Below are 22,893 nucleotides of genomic sequence, written 5' to 3'. Positions count from 1 at the left end.
CTAATCAAGTATAAAGATACCAGAATAAAACAGTCTAATTTATAGGGCAATCCATGCTCAGATTCCTTGCTGTTAGTACGGTTTTATAGGGGTTTAGTCAAAATTGTAATAGCTGATTATAATTAACTCGATGTATTTCTATATTTTTCTTTAACAATTGCGTTAAAATCAATATTGTATGGATATTTTGTCCCCAACATTTGTTTTAGTAACGATCACTGCTGCTTTTATATTAAATTTTATAGCCTTAAAATACAGAGTGCTTTATCTAGTTTTATTAAGCAGTGTGTTTTTAAGTTTGATTGATCTAAAGTTGCTCGTGTATGTGCTGGCGTATAGTGGCATTAATTTTTATTGGGGTAAGCGTATTGCTCAGGATCGAAAAAATGCTACGTTTTATCGTATCGCTATTGCATTTAATCTTTTACAGTTAGTTCTTTTACATTATGCCGATTTTATTATCGATCCTGTTTTTGAGTGGTTTAATAGTAGTGTGAGAGTTTCTCTTTTGTCTGAATTGTTGGTGCCGATTGGGATTTCTTACTTTACCTTACAGGGCATAGGTTACATTATTAATGTTAAGATGGGGTGGGAGAAACCTGAAAAGCGGTTTGACCATTTCTTCTTGTATATCTCATTTTTCCCAAAATTTTTGGCGGGACCTATTGAGCGTTCAAAGCATTTTTTGCCTCAGTTAAAAGGTAAAATGCAATTCACAGAGTCTAATTTCATAAATGGCTTGCGCTTAATTTTATATGGTCTTTTTAAGAAAATAGCCATTGCCAATGAGTTGGCACCCTACGTAATGGATAGTTTTCGTAATGTAGAAGAATTCAATGGAGCTTCCCTATTGGTTATGACCTTGATTTTACCACTTTATCTGTATTTCGATTTTTCAGCTTATACAGATATGGCCATAGGACTTGCCCGATGCTTTAACATTGAGTTGCTTGATAATTTTAAACGACCTTTTTTTTCTGAAAATATGACAGTTTTTTGGAGACGTTTTCATATCACCTTAGGAAGCTGGTTTAATGAATATGTATTTCGGCAATTTAGTTTTAAGTTCCGAAAATGGGGTACTTATGCTACGGTGTATGGGGTTTTTATAACATGGATTTTATTCGGTGTTTGGCATGGAGCAGGATGGAACTTTTTTGCACTAGGTGTTCTACAGGCTGTTGCTATATATTATGAGTTTTTTACTAAAAAATGGCGTTATCGTATTTATTCCCATTGGCCCAATAGCCTTCGAATCTGGTTTGGACGTGTAGTTACCTATTTATTCTACAGTGTTTCATTGGTCTTCTTTTTTGCGCCAAATTTGAAGTATGCTTTTGATTATCTGGCTAAATTATTAAGCTTTAGTGGTGAGTTACCATTGGATGCACTTAGTACGAAACCGATTTTTTTATTAATTTATGTGCCTGTGATTTTTTTATTAGAACTGCTTGAAAATGATTATCCCGATTATAATGCAAAATTGCGAAATGTGTGGTATGCCAAAACAAAAAAGAGCAGAATATTGCGCTGGGGAATTTATTCTACTCTCATTACGATTATGTTTATTCAGGGGCTTAAGTCCGAACAGTTTGTATATGCCAATTTCTAAAAGAAGGAATTGAATATGTTATAGCGGTGGAATTTAATTTTAGCTATATGAAAAGTCTAGTACGTAGAGCAGTTAGTTTCGTTATTTACTTTCTTTTATTTTCCATTCTTATCAATGGAATTTTTCTCTTAGTCATTTTTAATACCGACTGGGATTTTGTTAAAAGAATTAAGTCCTTACGTTTTGATCAGCCAAGTTACGAAGTGTTGGTGTTGGGCTCAAGTTTATGTGAGTACGGTATTGATACAGAACTGATGTCAAGCAAGGGCATCCCTTCCTTTAATTTATCGTTGGTGGGGAGTTCGATAAAGACAAATTATATTCAATTAAGGGAGTACCTTCATAATTATCAGTCACAACCAAAAGTTGTGATATTGGCTGTAAATGCTTATTTGGAAGCTTTTCATCAGGAAGGAATACAACCAGTTGTCGAGTTTACCATGCAAGGACATCGCTATGGAATTAAAGATGTACCCGTAAGTAAATTTGGATGGGCAGGGATGGAGCTTTTAAAAAAGGCCTTGTTCTCAGATTATAGAAAAATGAGCATGACCAGTGGTCACAAAAAAAGTATTCGAATTGAACCGGATGAGACGCAACATCAAGCCTTACAATTAGATATCAAAAAGTATCGGGATGCCAAATGGATACAAAAGACAGCTAATCTATGTCATGATTATCAGATAAAGTTAATTCTGATCGAAATTCCAGGGGTTCAAAATACTCAAAACCAATGTGAAGTGGGCCCTTTCATACTGGAATTTGAAAATGGATCCTCTGCCAAGTTATATAACTTTAATTCACGATCTTTTTGTGAATTTATTGACCCGGATAGGGACTGGTCAGGACTCTCGCATTTTAACAAATATGGTGCAGTGAAGTTTACCTACCGACTTTTAAATGAGATTCAATTAAGAAATCAATTAAGTTCTATGGATTAGAAATAATCTTGTTTACTTTTTGTGTCCTGTTAGAAGGGTGTTTTTGCCACTATTTTCTGTTATATCTATTATTCTTTCAAATAAAAGCTTAGCTGCTTGGGTTGAAAAAGTTTTGTTGGGATGAGAATCAGTTGGAGATACGGCATGTTCATCTTTAAAAAATAAACCACCTTCCGTTTGGAGGGCATATAAATCCCACAAGAAAATGTTATCATCGGGTTGGTCCCACTCACTAACTACCCAATCATAAAATTTTTTAGCTCTAAGAGCTTCTTCTGTTTCTAAATTTGCCTGTACTTGAACTGGCCCCGTAAATAGTATAAACTTAGTTTGAGGAAAGGTATGCAGCTTATCACGTAATGCTAAGTATTGCAGTTTATAGTTGCCAAGTGTTCGTTGATATGATTCGATATTATTAGAATCGGTTGTACTTACAATGCTGCTGACCGGATAGCAATGTTTAAAAACAATGACATCGTATTTTGGGCTTAGGAGTTCAAGCGTTGGTTCTTCCTTGAACAAGTTGTTACCCGCATGTTTCACCCATATATTGTAATAATCAAAGGGATAGTTGTTCCAGCCGTAAGGGGATACCTTAGGGAAATTTTGTTCTACAACCTCGTAATTCGTTTTGTGCGTCTCGTTGTGTGTATTGAAAAGCGAGGGAAGTAGTCCTTTACTATTCAATTTTTTATCTAACTGAGGGCTTAGTTTTCTAATAACTTTCCGGGAGAAGGAGGGAGGCTGTCCGTTCCAAATATGATCACCTGTACTGTGGTGTAAGAAAATAATATTAACCTCGTTTTCTGTCATATCTCCTGTCGAGCATGACCCCAATAAAAGAGCTAAAGCCATAAGGGCAGAGATAGTAATTTTTGTAGACATTGTTTAAAAGTTTGTTCTAAAATAAGTTATAAATGGATTTATTTCAATTTTTTCCAGAAATTTATTCATGATTTTTAATTAGAAGTACATTTATCATGAGAAGATTATATTTTTTGTTTTTGTTTTGCTTTCACCTTGTAATTGTGAATGCTCAGGTGATTGCAAATCATGCTATTGTAGATGATTTTGATAATATTCCGCAGGAGTGGATTGATTTGGTAAAAAAGCAACTGGTGTGGGTACCTGGCATGTCGCATGGCTACGGTTATTTCTACGGAGCAGAACTGCTGGAGGTGGTCGATAATCGCTTTCAGGTGGATATCTGGTATCATACCGATCCCCTTGCACCACAGACCAACGCCTTACGTCTGGGACGACCGGGCTGGGGCGGTGCCACCCAATGGAGTGAGACCCCTTTTAGGCGAAACACCATGATTGATATCGATAATTCCTATACCGCCAATAACCCTATTCATGCCTATTGGATCGCCCACAGCTATGAATCGACCTGGGAGAATCCCCCCGGCGGCACCATCGATCCCGTGTATAATGTGCATTGGGGGGGTAATGTACTGGGTATATGGGGGCTGGATGCGGGTGATGAAGCCCTGACAGGTAACCCCATCTGCATGGATTATTATCTGGCTACTACGGACACTTTTATCACGCATACCCTTACCAATAATTATGACACTAAGTTCTTTATCACCACGGGTGCCATCGACGGTAATGCCGGTACGGAAAACGGTTTTCAGCGTGAGTTAAAGAATCAGCATATCCGTAATTACGTGTTGAATAGCAATGATCCTAATATCTTCTTTCTGGATTATGCGGATATATTGAGTCATAATGCCGCAGGAGAGAAGCATCAGGCCGTTTGGGATGATGGGGGCACACCCCGTGCCCACGATCAGATACACCCGGATAATCTGGAAGCTATACCCGGTGTGTCACTTCCCCCCGGTGAGATGGATGATCATATTGGTGATGCGGGAGCGCTGCGTATCGCCAAGGCCATGTGGTGGCTCCTGGCGCGTGCCGCAGGTTGGGATGGAGAATCTACAGGAATAGAACCAAATGATAATGGAGTTGAATCAGCCAAAGTATTCGTGCATGATCGTGAGATTGTGATTGAGATGGATGAGTCTGCAGGATATACTTCTGTAACGTTAATCAATTTGGAAGGCAAATGTGTGGATGAAGTCGTTGTAAGAGGTGGTAGCTGTCATATCCGGACAGATCGCCATAGAAGAGGAGTTTATTTTGTGAAATTAAATAAATCTGATGCTTCAGAAACAAGAAAGGTAATTTTGTAGCTGTGCCTAATAGGTTGATGCGTTGATAACCCTTAGGAACCGATATGATTCTTAATGTTCATAGGTGGTGTTATTTAATTGATTTCAATTGAGTGTTCTTTTTTTCACGGAACCCGAGTTTGCTTTTTGGTTGGTTTTGATAGTTCCTTGGGTTTACTCTTAATTCTAGCGTATTGGTTGGACTGTTCTGTTCATGGATCTAATGACACCTCTTTTGAACAGCCTCCTTGTTTTAGTTATAATCCTCACAATTAATCGCTAGCGATTAGCCCTTTATTTTATATCATTCATCACAAAAAGCTGGATTTAACCCCATATTATCTGACATTCTCTCTGACATGTCATAAATTAGCTATCAGTCTGTTGGTATGGGAATGCTGCAAAAGAAGGTCTGGGCGCTATTAGGAACTGACGAAGAGATGCATTAAGCCAAACAGATTGGGCTATGGATTAATCAAACTTTTATGCGAGCATTACTCTTAAAATTATTCAAAGGCCGCATCGTGTCGCCTTGGTGGATATTCATGATTGATATGGGGATTGTTGCCAATGTGTTTATTGTGATTTATCTTTTAAGGATCAACGTTTATTTACCGGACTATTCCTTGTCAAGTATCTCCTTTAGTGGATTCGTAGTGCTCGCCTGTTATGGGTTTGTGTTTTTAGCAACGGGATCTTACCGGGGGGTGGTAAGGCATAGTAACTATCAGGACTTCAAAATGATGTTGAGGGTGAGCTTTTTGGCCTTTACTTTTCTTTTTATCGGCAATGAGTTACTTATCTATTTTAATGTGGAGTGGCTGCAGATATCACGTTTCTTATTGATTTTTCATTTCTTACTCACGGCTCTGCTCACCATTACATTTCGTATGTTTGTGAAAGAGGTATATGTCTTCCTTACGCCTAAGAAGACCACGACTGATGTGTTGATTTTTGGTGCTGGTGAAATGGGTCAAATTACCTACGAGGCAATTTGCAATGACAAAGATAATCGATATAATGTCATTGGTTTTGTGGATGATGCAGTAAGAAAGCAAAGTATTTTATTGCATGGGCGTCCGGTTATGAGCTGGAGCAGGGCCATGGATCTGTGTGAACGAAAAAATGTGCAAGAGATGATTTTAGCCGTTAACCACATCAGTGTGCAGCGAAAGCATCAGATTACTATGGCATGCCTCGATAAGGGGTGTAAGTTAAAAGTAATGCCTTCGGTACGCAATTGGGTGAATGGAGTATCTAACCAGCAGCAAATACGGGATATCCGTATTGAAGATATTTTGGGGCGTGAAGAGATTACTCTTAACCAGCGGCGTATCACTGATGGACTCAGTGGTAAAACGATTATGGTAACCGGAGCCGCCGGATCCATTGGTTCAGAAATTGTACGTCAGCTATTGCGTTTCCCTGTGCGTAAGGTGGTAATGGTTGATATGGCAGAATCCGCCTTGTATGATCTTCAGCAAGAGTTATTGCTGGGGCATGAGGATCATCCCTTCGAGGCAGTGTTGGCTGACGTTACTAACCATCGACGGATGGAAGAGTTGTTTATTCAGTACGCGCCTCAGATTATATTTAATGCTGCAGCGTATAAGCATGTTCCTTTAATGGAAGCCTACCCTTATGAGGCCGTTCGTGTTAATATTGGAGGACTTAAGAATTTAGCTGATCTTGCTTTAAAATATCAGGTAGATAAGTTTGTGATGGTATCTACTGATAAGGCCGTCAATCCAACTAATGTGATGGGCGCCAGTAAGCGGGCATGTGAGATCTATGTGCAGGCGCTGGCGCAACGTAACGATATCAAAACAGCTTTTATTACCACGCGTTTTGGTAATGTATTGGGATCCAATGGTTCGGTGGTTCCTTTGTTTAAGAAACAGATTCAGAATGGTGGTCCGGTTACCGTCACGCACAAGGATATTGTACGCTATTTTATGACCATACCGGAGGCATGTCAATTGGTTCTTGAAGCTGGATTTATGGGTGCTGGTGGCGAGATCTTTGTTTTTGACATGGGAGATCCAGTTAAAATAGTTGATCTTGCCAAAGAGATGATCCGTTTGTCGGGGTTAAAAGTGGACGAAGATATTAATATAGCCTATACGGGCTTGCGACCCGGTGAGAAGCTGTACGAGGAGTTATTGGCTTCTAAAGAAAACACTCTTCCTTCTCATCATGATAAAATCATGATTGGTAAGACGCTTTTGTTTGATTATGATGAGGTAAATGGGCAGGTCGAAGAACTATTGTTAGCCTTGCAAAGCGAGACGGATGTTGATTTGGTGCTGCGTTTAAAAAAGTTGGTGCCTGAATATCTGAGTCAGAACAGCAAGTATACTGAAGTGGAAGTTCAGGGTAGAATAGTTCCAGTACCTATTGAAATGATATCTTTCCGATAAAAAAATATCGTCCCAACATTATTTAGAATTAATTAAGATAATGGCTTAACAGGCTCAAAATGTCTTAAATGCGATTTATTTCACATCAAAAAAATAGCTTCATAATAATAATTTATAAATAATTATTAGTTGGCCATTATTGCTGATTATATCAAACACAGGAAATTGTACTTTACAGTAATGTTACACACTAAGCGTTAGTTCGATTCATAATATCTCATCATTTGCACATTTGATAAAGGCTATTGTACTGCCTGCGAGTGTGTTATTTTAGGTGATTAAGTGATTGTTATTTGTGATAAATGACAACATTTTTAATTTTGCGCCGTAGAAAGCAAAAAAAACACCTGAATTATAATATTGTGATGAGAAAGATTTTGATTGTGGCGGCCTTGGTGGCGTGTTTTAAGCCCATTGGGGCGCAGCTTGAATTACAGGCGAAAGGCCTGGGAAGTGGTCAGATTGTAGAAATATCAGATAGCTTCTACTATCGGCTGGATTCAGTTTATACCTATATAGTACAAAATGATATGTGGTCGCTGGTAGGTTGCGAATCATTTGTGTATAACGATGAAAAAGACCTGATTAATTCACAGGTACAAACTAAGGCATTGAATAACTGGCAGGATGCAACACGTTTACAGTACATCTATACAAATGAGAATGTTGTTCAACAGTTGGAGCAGCGATGGGATGAGAGTAATGATACATGGAAAAATACATGGACTAAGTATTACGACAATAATCCGGTTAATGGACAGTTGAGCATTCGTTATGCCGAGTGGAAAGATAATGCCTGGCAGAACGTTTGGCAGCAGAAGCAGTTGTATAGTTCTGCCGGACATTTTCAGGCCTATAACACGGATTATTGGGATGCCGGGACCAATTCATGGATTTCTTACTGGAAGTACGATAGGGTTTATGATGAAAACGGAAAACTTGTGGAGGTAGTCAATCAGTCCTTCGATGCTGATACAAGGCTGTGGAAAGATGAATGGCAGGTGCTGCAGACTTACGATGCATCCGGAAAGTTACTGCGTCAGGAAATCATAGATCGGGATGAGAGTAATCAGCAGTGGGAGAATGTGCGCCTGGTGGAAATTAATAACGCTCAGCCTAATATACGAATAGAAGTGCGAGAAAACTGGGATGTCGCATTAGATGATTGGGCACCTTCAGTGAGACAAAGCGACGAGTTGGGGAATAATGGACAGTTGTTGGAGCGAAACCTTGAGCAATGGGATGCCATTTTAAGTGATTGGCTGCCCTATAAGCGAATTGTCCTTGGGTATAACAAGGATGGTATTAAGACAGAAGAGTCAATTTATTACTATAATTCGCAGACTGAAGACTACGATAAGTATTTAAAAACCGTTTATCATTATCAACCCATGACAGCCTCAGGCGAGGATGTGAAAGAGCAGGAGGATTTTGGTCTAAGCGTTTATCCGAATCCTGCTGAAAATTACTTGATAATGAATTATAAGGGCGAGGCACGTGAGTTGGCTATCTGTTCGATGGATGGCAAAGTAGTGCACACACAGGAGGTGATGGCAAGTGGACGTAGCATTGATGTTAGTCGTCTTAAAGCGGGTGTGTATATTCTGCTTGTTAAGTTTGAAGGAGGGGAAAGCACAGTGAAGTTTATCAAAAAATAGCAAAGCTTATCAGTGATAGGTCATTGATTGTGATAAACAGACGGTTAGTCTATTAAATCAGGCACTTGGGCAAAGTATTGTTCAGGTGCTTTTTTTTTTTGATATATTTAATTGGTTAACACATCTTTTACCATATGAGTGAGCAACATAACGAATGCTAATCCAATCATAAAATGGCTTGAACTATGAAAGACAAAATCCGTGATTTTATTGCAGAGGCAACCTATACCGATCCTGGGATTATTAAAGACGATACCCTCATTTTCGAGGAGGGAATTTTTGACTCCATGGCATTATTAAATTTAATCACCTTTCTGGAATCAGAATTTGGTGTAGTAGCCGAGGATACTGACCTGCAGGAAGAAAATTTTGGTAGTGTGCAACGCATTGCTGATTATCTGGAGCGAAAAAGGGCATTGGTAAGCTAAAAAATAGCTATGTGTGGTATTGTAGGTTTCACCAATTATAAGGGAGAGGCAGTGCAACATGAGCGCCTGCTCAACACTATGTTGACCCGCATACAGCATCGCGGGCCCGATGAAACGGGTCTATATATTTCACCCCAGTGTGGCATGGGCAATGTGCGCCTGAGTATTGTGGACTTAGGAAGCGGACAACAGCCCTTGTGTAATCAGGAAGGTAGTTTATGGATTGCCTATAATGGCGAAGTATATAATCATCCGGAACTGCGTGATGAACTGCGCAAAAAAGGACATCGTTTTCGTACAAATTGCGATACTGAGGTCGTGCTGCACATGTATGAGGAATATGGTGCTGATTGTTTACAGGCATTAAACGGTCAGTTTGCCTTTGCGATATGGGACGAGCGTAAAAAAATTCTTTTCTTGGCGCGTGACCGTTTCGGTATTCGCCCCTTGTACTATACGCAACAGGGTGATGAACTGATATTTGCCTCGGAGATAAAATGTTTGCTAAGTCATCCAAATGTGGCTCGCAGTATTAACTATGCCGCCCTTAAGGAAAGCTTTGTGCATTGGGCACCACAGTCACCCAATACGTTTTTTGAGGGCATTTATGAGTTGCCGCCCGGGCATTACCTTTCTTTTGACCAAGGCAGCATAACAAAAGCGTCGTATTGGCAGTATTCTTTAGGTCATCAGGGTTTTAAAGGCACTGTGAATGAGGCGGCTGAGGAATTGCGTAGCTTATTGAAAAGTAGTATTTCTCTGCGCTTGCGTGCTGATGTACAGGTGGCTGCCTATCTCAGTGGCGGACTTGACTCGAGCGTTACAACCGCCTTGGTGAAGGAGATAGATCCTTCGGTGCTGAATACTTTCTCCATCTGCTTTGAGGATGCCCAATACGATGAATCGGCCTATCAGAATAAAGTGGCTTCATTTTTAAAGACACGTCATGAGCATGTGACCTGTACCAATGAGGACATTGCCAATTGGCTGCCTCAAGCCGTGTATCATGCAGAAGCGCCCATTTTGCGCACTGCCCCCATCCCCATGATGTTGCTGTCGGGTCTTGTGCGCCGGCAGGGTATTAAAGTGGTGCTGACAGGCGAAGGAGCTGATGAGCTGCTGGGCGGCTATAATATCTTTAAGGAAACTTTGATCCGCCATTTTTGGGCGCGTCAGCCGCAGTCGGTCATTCGCCCCCTGTTACTGAAGAAGCTATATCCTTATATTCCACAACTGGCCAATGCAAGTCCCATGATGCTAAAGCTCTTCTTTGCCTACCGACTGGGCGAGACGCAATCACCGGTATATTCACATTTGTTGCGCTGGAAAAATGGCACGCAGCTTACCAAACTGTTACACCCTTCCTTGTTGGAGACCCTGGATGGATATAATCCAGTTGAAAAGATGGCAGAGCAATTGGAGGGTGAGTTTCAAAATTACACGGCTTTGGAAAAGGCTCAGGCCATTGAGTCACGCCTGTTCATGTCGGGCTATCTGTTGTCTTCACAAGGCGATCGTATGGCCATGGCCAATTCGGTGGAAGGGCGTTATCCGTTTCTTGATCATCGTGTGGCTGAGTTTTGTGCTTCTCTGCCTGATAACTTTAAGTTGAAGGGGCTCAACGAGAAATATGTGCTTAAGCAGATGATGGCTCAACAGCTCCCTGAGGCTGTGTTGAAGCGTTCTAAACAGGCCTACCGTGCGCCCATAGCGCAGGCTTTACTTCGCAATAAGGTATTGATTGATGAATATTTGAATCCGGATAGTATTCGTGCGGCACAACTCTTTAATCCTCAGAAGGTGGGTGCTTTATTGATCCGTATCAGCCAGAGCCGTGATGTGGCCGAGCAGGATAATATGGCGCTAATGGCTGTGTTATCCACCCAAATTTTGCACGATAAGTATATTGCCGATTTTAAGCCATCTGATGAAGGGAGTGTGCTGCGTGGCATTGTTCGCAATAAAGAAAAGGTAACCTATTAATATTCTAAATATGACCAAACCCGTTTTTTCAAAAGATCTCATAAAAATCAATGATGTTCAGGCTACCATCAACCATATTGTTGAACGTCTTAAAAATGATGTAACTCGTGTGTTACGAAGGCAGGGAGCTGTTGTGGGCATTAGCGGTGGCATCGATTCATCGGTAACATTGGCTTTGGCAGTAAAGGCCTTTGGTGCCGATAAGGTTTTGGGGGTAATGCTGCCTGAAAAGGATTCCAGTGGCGATAGCAAAGCCTTTGCACTTAAGTTGGCGAATAAGTTTGGGATTGAAGTGGTGGAAGAGAACATCAGCGCTGCTTTGGATGGCTTTGCCTGTTACCAACGGCGCGATGAAGCTGTTAAGCGAGTGATACCCAGTTATAATCCGGATAGCGACAAGATGAAGATTGTCATTCCGGAAGAATTTATTAACTCTAACCTGCCACCTGTGTTTTACCTTACCGTCATTTTTGCTGATGGAAGGGAGCAGAGCGAGCGCCTGCCCATGGCCGAATATCTTCAGATTGTGGCAGCTTCTAACTTTAAGCAGCGTAGCCGCATGACCATGCTCTACTATCACGCAGAAGCACGCCATTATGCAGTGATAGGAACACCCAATAAGCATGAGGTGCAGCAGGGATTTTTTGTGAAGTACGGCGATGGAGGGGCTGATGTGATGCCCATTGGTGATTTGTATAAAACACAGGTGTATGAGTTGGCGCATGCCCTGGGAGTGCCCCGCGAGATTATCGAACGAACGCCAACCACCGACACCTACAGCGCCGAACAGACCCAGGAGGAGTTCTTCTATCAAATGCCTTTTGAAGCGATGGATTTACTGTGGTATGCCTGGGAGAATGGTTACCAGCCCGAAGAAGTAGCATCGGTGATGGGTAAGGAACGCCTAGATATTGAGCGCATTTTCCGAAATTTTGAGCGTAAGAAAAGAACCACAGACTATCTGCGACGACCACCCATCCACAACTATAACTGATCGTATATGAATTGTGTTGATTATCTATTGCAAGAGCACACGGAAAGATCTGATAATTTTATTTTGGGACGAGGTTCTTCATTGTCCTACCGCGACTTGGCCGATGGGGTAGCCAAGCTGAGCGCGTGGTTCGAACAAGCGGTGGGCACCGGCAACAATATTATTTTGATGATGCCCAATAGCCATTATTCAGTAATAAGCTACCTGGCCATTATGAAATCGGGTAATGTGGTGGTGCCCCTTAATCCGCAGCTTGAAAAGGCGGGTTTTGAGGATATTATCATGCGTTGTGGAGCCCAATATGCAGTTTTATCGCGTCAGGTGGAAGCACGTATCAAGCCAGACCTAAGGCAGGTGTTAACAGAACCCAATCTGGATGAATTATTAAAAGCAGAATCCCATGTGCCCTGGCAGTCCGGTAAGGTTGGTAATGATAAGCTTGCACAAATTATATTTACCTCCGGCTCTACGGCTTTGCCAAAAGGTGTGATGATTTCACATCGTAATATCATGGCCAATACACAATCCATCATCGATTACCTGCATCTCACAAGTGCAGATGTGATGGAGGTGGTATTGCCTTTTTTTTACTGTTATGGCTTATCGCTCTTGCACACGCATCTGAAGGTGGGAGGGGCAATTGTACTTAATAACACTTTTATACTACTCAACTCTGTCATTGAGGATTTAATGAAATATCGATGTACCGGTTTTGCGGGGGTGCCCAGTCATTTTCAGATACTATTGCGCAAGACTGATGCCTTTAAAAATTCAAGTTTTCCGGCATTGCGTTATGTGACACAGGCGGGTGGTAAGCTGCATACGGCTTTTATTGAGGAGTTTCAAAAGCATCAGCCAAACATTTTATTCTATGTAATGTATGGGCAGACAGAGGCTACCGCTCGCTTATCTTATCTTCCACCGGATCGTTTAAAGGATAAGCTGGGCTCTTTGGGAAAAGGGATACCCGATGTGACATTAAAAGTGGTGAATGAACAAGGTGAATCTGTTGCGGAAGATGAGGTGGGCGAAATAATAGCACAGGGTGATAATGTAATGCTGGGCTACTATCAGGATCCGGAAGAAACTGCGCACACCCTACGTGATGGTTGGCTTTACACAGGTGATCTGGCCCGGGTAGATGCTGATGGTTTTATCTATCATGCGGCTCGTAAAAAGGAAATTATCAAAGTGGGGGGGCGTCGCGTGAGTCCCAAGGAGATTGAAGCGGTGATTGTGGGGCTTGATGGAGTGGTGGATTGTACCATTTCAGCTCAGGAGGATATTGTGCTGGGCGAAGCCATCAAGGCCACCGTAGTGATTAATCCCGATGATGATAAAGTCACCGAATCTGCTTTAAAAATGCATTGTGCACAACAGCTGGTTAGTTATAAGATACCACAGATTTTTGAGTTTACTCAACGCTTGAATTTTAATGCAGCCGGTAAAAAGGTGAAAGTCGAAAAATAGCTTTTTTTGTTAGTTAATGTAGAAAAATAGCCCTGTTATCAATTAGTTTTCAGTGTTATATATAATTTTTATATCATTACAGTGAAGCAAGATTGTATGACAAAACAGACTGAGTTATTGCAAAGCATTACTGACCATTCCCCGATGCCTGAACAGAAAAGCAAATTTCCTTGCGAAGCACTGTTGCAGCAAGTAGGAGTGGACGTTTGTAGGTTTATTACACAGAATATCTCGCCTTATGCTGGCAATGCGCATATTATACCTTCCAATGAATCGGATAACGCTTTTGAGTGGCATGCCAAGCAGGTGCAGGTGCTTATTGATTTGCATCCTCTCGATGCTAGTGAGCAATATCTTTATCATCTGAATTGCGGTTTGCCCGACTCAGGGATGTACATTGGCTGCTGCCTGATTGATGAAACAGATACTATAATGCCAAGAAAACCTGGATTTGCAAACAACCAAAGGTATCCGAATACACCCAGGTATGCCAGAGCCGAGGCTTTGGGGCGTATTGCTCAGGCAGGCTTTGAACTTATTGAGCACCGTTTTATTAACGGTCTTCTCTATTATTGTGCCATGAAAACCAGTGAAGCGCAGCTGTGTGATGATAAACATGGCTGGGTAATTGGTTTGCAGCGCATAGGTCTTCATAAGCAAGTAGTGAAGGTGTATAAACTCAGAACCATGCATCCTTTTTCGGAGTACCTGCAGGATTATGTGGTTAAGCTCAATGGCTACAATGCTGCGGGCAAGCCGGCCAATGACTTTCGTCTGGTTCGGTGGGGGAGATTTTTTCGTAAATACTGGTTGGATGAATTGCCACAGCTCATTAATGTATTAAAAGGGGAGCTGGCTATTGTAGGCGTACGTCCCTTAAGTTCTGCTCGTTTCAAGGAATTGCCGCGTGATGTGCAGGAGCAACGGGTAAAGTTTAAGCCCGGATGTATTCCGCCTTATGTGGCGCTTAACATGCCGGATAGTGAGGGTAATATTGAAGCCGAACGCATTTATATGGCCGAGAAAAGTAAGTCTCCCTTTCTAACCGATGTACGATATTTTTTCATGGCGGTCAGCAATATTTTAAGGGGTAAAATTAAGAGTGCATAAAATTATCTGATGCCGCTAAAGGGGTGATAAGTAATTGTTTTCGCCTTTGTTGTACTTGCGTATTTTTGGCTAATGTACTAACTTGATGTACATGTTATCCCAGCTTTCCATCTTCTTTAGGAAGTCGCCCTTTATGCGTTTGGTGCTTGCACTGTTAATGGGATTTTACATCGCTCCTTATTTGTCACTGTCGCATTTCTTGATCCTTTCGCTGCTTACTTTCGGCGCTTACTGCTTTATTGTTATCTGGCAGCGGAAACATGCGGTTTATAAGTATCGGCATCTGTCAGGCATTGCGGGCGTGCTGATGTATGTGTCCCTGGCGGCTTTTTACGCTCAACTGCGGCAACCTGTTCAGGTGTCGGTAAACGAGGCGTGTGCCATGGATGTAAGGGTGCTGTCAGGCATAGGCAGCAGTGCGAAAAATAACAAATACGAGGTGCGGGCACATCAGTGTGCCAATGATACGCTCGGCATCCGGCAGGGCATGAAGGGCATTGTTTATATTTCCAAGTTGCATGACACTTTGAACATTGTAAGTGGTCAGCGACTTTATTTGTCGGGTCGTTTTCTGCCTTTTACACCACCCGATGGTCCTTTCGATTTTGATTACAGCCAATACCTGAAGAATCAGCGTATTGCCTTTCGTTTCGTTGCCCGCGAAGCAAAGCTTTATGATGACGATACCTTACCTACTCCTATAATTATCAGCGAGCGGGTAAAGAATTACCTGCGGAAGCGTTACGTTGAGGCAGGACTGGATGAAGCACAGGGAGCCCTGCTGAATGCCCTGTATCTGGGTGATAAAAGTCGGCTTAGTTACGAGCAAAAGAGTGCCTTCTCCGATGCCGGGGCTATGCATCTCTTGGCCGTCAGTGGTTTGCACGTCGGGATTATCTATCTTTTATTGGTTGGAGGAATTGGCGCCTTGGGCATACCGAAGGATAGTGGCTGGGTTGCGCTGTTCATTATTTTTTGTCTTTGGTTTTATGCTCTAATAACCGGCTTTTCCCCGTCGGTACTGCGTTCCGGGCTTATGTTTACCATATTAGAGGTGGGACGTATTTCCAGGCAGAAAACGGGGATTTTTAATCTGCTGGGCGCCTCCATGTTTATTATTCTTCTGATAGAACCCTTGTCGGTTTATAATGTGGGCTTTTGGTTAAGCCACTGTGCCGTGGCGTCCATCGTTAGTTTCTATCCAAAAATAAACAAGTGGTTCTATTTTCGTTTTCCTCCTTTTCGCTGGTTGTGGTCCATCGCGGCAGTTTCTCTGGCGGCTCAGGTGGGTACTTTGCCGCTAAGTATTCATACCTTTAATGAGTTTCCGTTATACTTTATGCTTACCAACCTCTTATTAATTCCTGTAGTAACGCCTATTCTTATACTGGCCGTGCTGAGTTCTTTGTTTTCCTTCTGCGATGTCTGCCTGAAGCTGATGATACCTGCGTTGGGCGATTTACTGACCTACATCGAGGGCGTGGCACTGAGTGTGGATCGGCTACCTTTTTCATCCCTCACCAATTTGTATATCGATCGTTGGCAGATGTATCTTTTCTATGGTTTCCTCATTCTTTTTCTGCTGTACAGCGATTATCGTTTTCTGCGTTATCTCAAGTATCTCACAATAATGCTCATCGCCTTCTTGTTCAGTTTTCACCTGCGTGCTTATTACCAACCAGCTGAAGTGGTTTACATCGCTAAGGTACGTGATAAAAGTGTGGTTAATTACTTTACTCAGCAGCAGAATATTATTTACGCCGATGGCATTATCAGCGATAAGGATATTGAGTTTGCTTTTAAGGGGGTGTGGGCTCGATACGGGGCACCAGCCACTTACTCCTTTTCTATAATTGATGCTACAAACAATAAACCACCGCCAGTATTAAACCCCGGCGGCAAGAGTATGGTACTGCTGCCGGCTAACGCACAATGGTCATTATCAAAGCAGGCTGTGCAGGTTGATTACCTGGTTTTGATGGGGCAGCCACGGATGAGTTTGGATGAAGTGCTTAAAACGGTACATACAAGGCTAATTATTATCCCCACCGGATGGAAATGGTATCAACGCAAGTGGTATGCTCAATCGGCTATGACGCTTGATTATCTGCACGATGTATATGAAGAGGGTGCTTTTTTATTGACAGCGGCAAAACACAGGTAATTAATTATGCGTTTTTATTTTGAGGATTAGCCTTATTATCTATTAATTTGCGGTCTTATTGTCATTTATCTCAACACACAAACAACACGCTAGGCTATGAGGATATTTATTGCAGGAGCAGGGGAGGTAGGAACCCATTTGGCAAAGATGCTATGTTCAGCCAATCATGATGTCATCCTGATGGATGAGGAGGAGGAGAAGTTAAAACAAATTGACTCTCACTTCGATCTGATGACCATTGTAGGGAGTATTTCATCCATTGAAGACCTGCGTGAAGCAAACGTAAAATCATGTGATTTATTTGTAGCAGTGCCTCCCTATCAGGATATGAGTATTCTGTCGTGCATACTGGCCAAGCAGTTGGGTGCTAAAACTACTGTGGCAAGGGTGAACAACCACGAATATCTGATGGCGGAAAACAAAGAGTTCTTTGGTAAGCTGGGTATCGATGAGTTGATTTATCCCGAACAATTGGCTTCGGAGGAGGTCTTTGCCTCGCTTAAGCAGGTGGGTACGCGTCAGATGTATGAGTTTACAGGTAGTAAGCTGGTTATGTTTGCTTTAAAAGTACGTGATAACGCCCCTATCGTTAATAAAACACTGGCGTACATTTCCTCGATGTACGAAAAGCAGGAGTATAATATTGTGGCTATTAACCGGGGTGGTGAAACCATTATTCCGCGGGGTAAAGATACGCTTCAGCACAATGACCTGGTGTATGTGATTACCACTAAATCGGCTGTTAAGCAGGTGATGAAAGATGCCGGTAAGAAGCAGTTTGACATTAAGAATGTGATGATATTGGGTGGTAGCCGTATTGGCAAAAAAGTTGCTGAGAAGCTGGAGCGGCAGTATAGCATTAAACTCATAGAAATAGATAAAGAGAAGGCAGCACGCCTGGCCGATGTATTGGCCGACACTTTGGTGATTAATGGTGATGGACGCAACCTTGAGTTATTAAAGGATGAGGGCATAAAAAAGATGGATGCCTTTGTAGCCGTAACGGGTAACTCGGAGGTGAACATACTGGCGTGTCAGCTGGCAAAGAAGATGGGTGTTAAAAAAACGGTGGCCGAGGTGGAGAATATTGATTACATCGATCTGGCTGAGAATATTGGCATTGGCACCTTGGTGAATAAAAAGCTGATATCGGCCAGCCATATCTATCGTTATACCTTGCGGGCGCATGTGTCGCATGTGAAGTGTCTGACAGCTACTGATGCCGAGGTGCTGGAGCTGGTGGCGCAGCCCGGCTCTAAAATTACCAAGGGCTCATTGCGCAAGCTAAGTCTTCCTAAAGATGTTAATGTGGGTGGTGTTATACGAGGCGAGCAGGCGATTATTGCCAGCGGTGATACAGTAATTGAGCCTCACGATAAGGTGGTGTTATTTGCTATGCCCTCCAGCTTTGTGAAGATTGAGAAGATGTTCAGTTAAGTACCCTAGAGATCTTTTTTTGTTTAACCTGTGGCGCATATTCTACAATTCGCAGCGGGCTATTTTTTTCTAATATGAAGTCTGGTGGGTGTTAGAATTTATGTGGGTGCGTGAAGTAAAACTTGGCACCCTCACCGGGCAGGCTTTCCACCATTATTTTGCCGCCCAGCAGCTCAACCAGGTTCTTGGCGATGGAGAGGCCCAAGCCTGTGCCGCCCAGGTTGGCACCAAAGCGCTCTTCTTCTCTGAAAAAGCGATCGAATATTTGTTCCACGCGTGCCTCTTTAATCCCCACGCCAGTATCTTTCACATAAAAAGTAAGTGATGGCTCATTGGCTGTGGGATAAAGGCCAAACTCAACGATTCCATGCTCAGTAAATTTTACGGCATTTTCCAGCAGGTTGGTTAGTATTTGACGCAGGCGCGTCAAATCAGTATGTAGCGTCAGTGTTTCAATGTCAAGGCGCTCATCGATATGGAAGCGACACTGCAAAGAATTTTTTGAAAGGCGTGCAATGCGGAGTTGAAAAACATCCAGTAATGATTCAAAAAGATGCTTAATATTAACCTCGCTTTTTGCTATTTTTAGTTGTGCAGCCTCAATTTTAGAGATGTCTATGATATCTGAGATAATGCGTAGTAGTTGTTGTGAGTTTTCTTCAATGATATTTAGGTAGCGCTTGCGTTCCTCTGCATTAAGCGGCTGATGTTTCAACAGGTCTGTGAAACCCACGATACCATTCATGGGCGTGCGTATTTCATGGCTCATATTCGACAGGAAGGCAGTTTTCAGGCGGTCGCTCTCCTCAGCTTTCAGCTTGGCCTTTTTTAGCTCTTCGTTAATACCTTTAAGAGCTTCGTTTTGTTGTCTCAGAAGTATCTCTGTAAACTTCAGGTCGTTGGTGGTGCGTTTCAGGTCGGTAACATCAATTAATGATACGATTACCTTGTCCCAATTTTTTTCGTATCCGTTGGGTATTTTCACTGTTACCGAAACATGTATTTTATTCCCCTTAAAGGTATATTGTTCCGATTCCGTCTCGTAAAGGTATTGCCCTTTATAAAAACAAATCAATTCTTCGGCAAAATTCTGCAGGGCCTCATCGCTTAGTACGTCATCCACATGTTCTAGAATACGTTCTTTGCTGCCAGCTTCCAGATACTGTACCGTGGCCTTGTTGATATTGTTGATGCGCACACTATGGGCACATCGGCGCAGGAAGTCATGGTTCGTTCGGATGTATTGTTCTACATCACTTATGCCATCTGTTTGTAATTGGTCAATCATTTGCTTGGTGACGCTAAAATCCTCTTCCCACAGTGATATGGGTGAGTCTTCAAATAGTAATTTGAAACGTTCTTCGCTTAGTGTGAGGTGGGCATGTGTGCGTTGGCGGTGTTTGATTTCCTTTTTTAAATTATCGTTGGCGCGTGAAAGCTCAAGAGTGCGTTGCATTACGGCTTTTTTCAGCCGCTGATTAAATAGGAAAAATACAAAAATGGTTATTAGCGAGGCCACTACAATGGCAAGCAGTATGTAAAGAGTTTTTTGAGTGCGATGGGCATCACGCAGCTGATAGTCTTCATACAGAAAGCCATCGAGGCTGTAGAGAGGTTTTAGCAGGCCTATTTCCATCATGGATCGGGCAATGGCGTGCCAGCGCTCGGTATTCATATGCCCTGGTTCAATAAGCCTGGGCATCACCAACTGCTCCATCATCTTTGATTCATAAACAAGTAACTCACGAGAAAGACTCGGATCGTATTTGTTAAGTATGATATCGATGAGTTCGTGTTTATTGTTCATGGCATAAATCCATCCTTTTAGGGAGGCATCAACAAATTTTTTTGTGACTTTATTGTGCTGCTCTACCATGGTTTGAGAGGTAAAGAGGATATCGCCATAAAGGTCAATACCATAGTCTCTGGGATCGAAAATCATTGGTTCAACGCCTGCTTTCTCAAGCAGGTAGGGGGAGCTGGTGATATATGTGGCAAAGGCATCAGTTTTGTCTTCCATCAGGTCGTTGAGATGACCTGAGGCAGAGCTGTAGCTGATGTTTTCTTCCGGAATATTAAATTTGTTTAATAATGCCCTTGGCGCAGCCAACTTATTTCCGCTAAATGTGATGCGTTTGTCTTTCAGGTCGCCCGGATAGCGTATATCATTGTCTTTTCGGGTTATTATTACTTCGGGCGAGTGTTGAAAGATAGCCGCCAGGGCTACCACAGGTGTTCCATTGTTACGAGCAATTAATAGATTTGATGACTCAATGGCAAAGTGTGCGCGGCCCGATATTACTTCATCAATATAATTACCTTCTGTATTTCCCTCTATTAATTTAAGAAACAGACCTGCCTCGCGATAATATCCCCTTTCAACGGCAGCATAGAAACCGGCAAATTGAAACTGGTGTTTCCATTTCAGTTGTAGTACCACCGTATCCAGGGCAGCTGTGGCTCCGTATGTTGGTACGGCAAAAAAAAGTTGAATTAATAGCAGTAGCTTAATTATATGTCTCATCAATCAGCCTATCTTCCACATTTTAAAGACTGAATATACAATTTTTTTAGTAAACACTTACCTCGTCTATAAAGAGCCAGGCTTTATGGCCTTTTCCGGTGTGCCAGTCCGGGCAGATGCCCATGTTTTTAACGTGAACCTTTAAGTAACGGGCATGTATATCCTCCTGCTGAATGCTAAAGCGTTTAATGGTGTGATTTTGCGGTTTAGTCGGTGTATTTACCGGTAGTACAATGGGTTGTGAAAAACTCTGCCCGTCATCGGACCAGCTTACTTCAATGGCTTTAGGAAGGAAAATCCACGATTCGGGGTTGTGCATGGCACCAACACGTACTTCATTCCAGGTAACCGGTTTTTCAAAATCGATGACCAGTATGGCATCCTCTCCTTCAAAGCCGACCCAATAGCCATCGGTGTAAAAGCGGGTGCCTGTTTCGCCATCCAGAAGTGATGCAGCCCCCGTTGCGCTGTGTTTGGGGTGAGGTGCATTGATCAGGGTCGCCGGTTTATCAATTGCTCTGTGCACAAGGCGTTGACGCTTTTTGGGTATATCATCGGGCGAGGCATAGGGCCATTGCAGGTAGGCAGCCTGAAGATCTTCCACCTTATCCGGGTAGTCAGCCGCCAGGTTGGTCATTTCTGTACTGTCTGTTGCCAGGTTAACCAAAAACAACAGGTCCTTGTCCGGATCCAGCTCGCCTTTACCGCTATGATCCTGGGGATAGCCCAACAGTTTCCAGTCTCCTTGTCGGATAGCCCAGCTGCCACCGCTTTTCCAGATGAATTGCTGGTGTTGGCTAGGAGCGTTCTTTTCAATGATGGGGCGCAGGCTTTTGCCTTCAATATGCCCGGGCAATGCTTCAAGTTGACAGTAATCGGCAAGGGTTGGAAGCCAGTCGATATTAAAGGCCATCTGATGGCGTGTTTGTGCCCCTTTGATTTTGTTGGGATAACTGATAATAGCCGGCACACGTATGCCACCTTCGAAAAGCGAAAATTTTGATCCGCGGAACGGTCCGGCATTACCGCCGCCACCAAAGGTGCGAGTCTCGTTACTATGTCCATGATCCGATTGTAAAATCACAATGGTGTTATCGCGCAGTCCATGCTCGTCGAGGGTGGTCAGCAGGCGACCGATGTAGTCGTCGATTGTGGAAACAAATGCGGCGTAATCGCGGCGGGGCATATCCAGATGTTGATAGTGTTTGCGCCATTTTTGCTTGGGCTGCAGCGGGTAGTGCGGCATGTTAATGGCATAATATATAAAGAAGGGCTCTTTTTTATGCTCGGCAATATATTCATCGGCTTTTTGTGCCATTAAATCTCCAAAGTATTCGCCGTCGTGCCACACTTCCTCACCATTTTCCCATAAGTCGTGGCGGTTGGGGCCATTCCAGTAAAAGAAGTGAGAGTAATTGTCAATGCAACCGCCCATGTGGCCGAAGGTGTAGTCGAAGCCTTGTGCCCGGGGTCGGGTGGCTGGTGTGTATCCAATGTGCCATTTACCGATATGGGCAGTTTGATAGCCGCGCGTTTTCATCAGCTCGGCAATGGTGATTTGTTCACCCGGCATGCCGGCATGACCTTCCTGCGACGAGGCGTTACCGGGCAAGCCTGCCTGGTGCGGATTCTGACCGGTAAGCATAGAAGCCCGTGAAGGCGAACACACCGGTGCCGCTACATAAAATTGGGTAAAGCGCACACCTGATTCTGCCAGCGCATCCATGTTGGGGGTGTACAGATCATTGGCGCCGTAGCAATTCATATCAATACTACCTTGGTCATCGGTTAGTATTACAATAACGTTGGGTTGCTTGTCTTTTTTAAGGCTGGCTTCGCTTGAAAATAAGCAGGTGGTAATGGCTAAGAGAACCAAGACGTAAGGCATCATATCACTGAGGTTTTTTGTTCAAGATAAAAATACACCTTATGCTGCAATTAGCGGCTACATTTTGGTTCAGAAAAAGGGAGT

At 42.8% G+C, this 22,893-nt stretch carries 15 protein-coding genes; 12 read left to right on the top strand and 3 right to left on the bottom strand.

Annotated features, from left to right (window positions below):
- The first annotated feature begins 178 nt into the window (after positions 1-178).
- Complete coding sequence (locus ACRD7A_RS02930) at positions 179-1,612, top strand: MBOAT family O-acyltransferase (RefSeq protein ID WP_430809857.1); 1,434 nt, start codon at positions 179-181, stop codon at positions 1,610-1,612.
- A 47-nt stretch (positions 1,613-1,659) separates the two neighbouring features.
- A complete protein-coding gene (locus tag ACRD7A_RS02925; protein ID WP_430809855.1) occupies positions 1,660-2,553 on the top strand; it encodes a hypothetical protein in 894 nt (297 codons plus the stop codon).
- Positions 2,554-2,565: 12 nt separating this feature from the next.
- On the opposite strand, the gene ACRD7A_RS02920 is transcribed toward ACRD7A_RS02925, so the two are convergent.
- Positions 2,566-3,438 (bottom strand): hypothetical protein, encoded by an 873-nt coding sequence (locus ACRD7A_RS02920; protein ID WP_430809854.1) that lies wholly within the window; start codon positions 3,436-3,438, stop codon positions 2,566-2,568.
- Between the two features lie 95 nt (positions 3,439-3,533).
- On the opposite strand from ACRD7A_RS02920, the gene ACRD7A_RS02915 reads away from it, so the two are divergent.
- The 10 genes from ACRD7A_RS02915 to trkA all read left to right on the top strand — a co-directional run bounded on the left by ACRD7A_RS02915 (position 3,534) and on the right by trkA (position 18,397).
- The gene (locus tag ACRD7A_RS02915) at positions 3,534-4,754 is read left to right on the top strand and encodes a T9SS type A sorting domain-containing protein (RefSeq protein WP_430809853.1); all 1,221 of its coding nucleotides are present in this window, start codon (positions 3,534-3,536) and stop codon (positions 4,752-4,754) included.
- Between the two features lie 464 nt (positions 4,755-5,218).
- A complete protein-coding gene (locus ACRD7A_RS02910; protein WP_430809852.1) occupies positions 5,219-7,153 on the top strand; it encodes a polysaccharide biosynthesis protein in 1,935 nt (644 codons plus the stop codon).
- Between the two features lie 365 nt (positions 7,154-7,518).
- Complete coding sequence (locus ACRD7A_RS02905) at positions 7,519-8,811, top strand: T9SS type A sorting domain-containing protein (RefSeq protein ID WP_430809851.1); 1,293 nt, start codon at positions 7,519-7,521, stop codon at positions 8,809-8,811.
- A gap of 185 nt (positions 8,812-8,996) precedes the next feature.
- Positions 8,997-9,239, top strand: coding sequence for an acyl carrier protein (locus tag ACRD7A_RS02900; protein WP_430809850.1), 243 nt, complete (start codon positions 8,997-8,999; stop codon positions 9,237-9,239).
- A 9-nt stretch (positions 9,240-9,248) separates the two neighbouring features.
- Entirely contained in the window at positions 9,249-11,222 is a 1,974-nt protein-coding gene (gene asnB, locus ACRD7A_RS02895; RefSeq protein WP_430809849.1) for an asparagine synthase (glutamine-hydrolyzing), read from the top strand.
- Positions 11,223-11,232: 10 nt separating this feature from the next.
- Positions 11,233-12,216 (top strand): NAD(+) synthase, encoded by a 984-nt coding sequence (gene nadE, locus ACRD7A_RS02890; RefSeq protein ID WP_430809848.1) that lies wholly within the window; start codon positions 11,233-11,235, stop codon positions 12,214-12,216.
- Positions 12,217-12,222: 6 nt separating this feature from the next.
- Positions 12,223-13,686, top strand: coding sequence for a class I adenylate-forming enzyme family protein (locus ACRD7A_RS02885; protein ID WP_430809847.1), 1,464 nt, complete (start codon positions 12,223-12,225; stop codon positions 13,684-13,686).
- 96 nt (positions 13,687-13,782) lie between these two features.
- Positions 13,783-14,796, top strand: a complete 1,014-nt coding sequence (locus ACRD7A_RS02880; protein WP_430809846.1) for a sugar transferase — start codon at positions 13,783-13,785, stop codon at positions 14,794-14,796.
- A gap of 85 nt (positions 14,797-14,881) precedes the next feature.
- Complete coding sequence (locus ACRD7A_RS02875; RefSeq protein WP_430809845.1) at positions 14,882-16,960, top strand: ComEC/Rec2 family competence protein; 2,079 nt, start codon at positions 14,882-14,884, stop codon at positions 16,958-16,960.
- A gap of 96 nt (positions 16,961-17,056) precedes the next feature.
- Positions 17,057-18,397 (top strand): Trk system potassium transporter TrkA, encoded by a 1,341-nt coding sequence (gene trkA, locus ACRD7A_RS02870; protein ID WP_430809844.1) that lies wholly within the window; start codon positions 17,057-17,059, stop codon positions 18,395-18,397.
- Positions 18,398-18,488: 91 nt separating this feature from the next.
- On the opposite strand, the gene ACRD7A_RS02865 is transcribed toward trkA, so the two are convergent.
- A complete protein-coding gene (locus ACRD7A_RS02865; protein WP_430809843.1) occupies positions 18,489-20,921 on the bottom strand; it encodes an ABC transporter substrate-binding protein in 2,433 nt (810 codons plus the stop codon).
- A gap of 46 nt (positions 20,922-20,967) precedes the next feature.
- Positions 20,968-22,812, bottom strand: a complete 1,845-nt coding sequence (locus ACRD7A_RS02860) for a sulfatase-like hydrolase/transferase (RefSeq protein ID WP_430809842.1) — start codon at positions 22,810-22,812, stop codon at positions 20,968-20,970.
- Positions 22,813-22,893: the final 81 nt, after the last annotated feature.

The sequence above is a fragment of the Carboxylicivirga longa genome (assembly GCF_050589825.1).
GTDB classification, from domain to species: Bacteria; Bacteroidota; Bacteroidia; order Bacteroidales; family Marinilabiliaceae; genus Carboxylicivirga; species Carboxylicivirga longa.
Note: the sequence above shows the minus strand (reverse complement) of the source record. Positions and strands in the feature narration are given on the sequence as shown.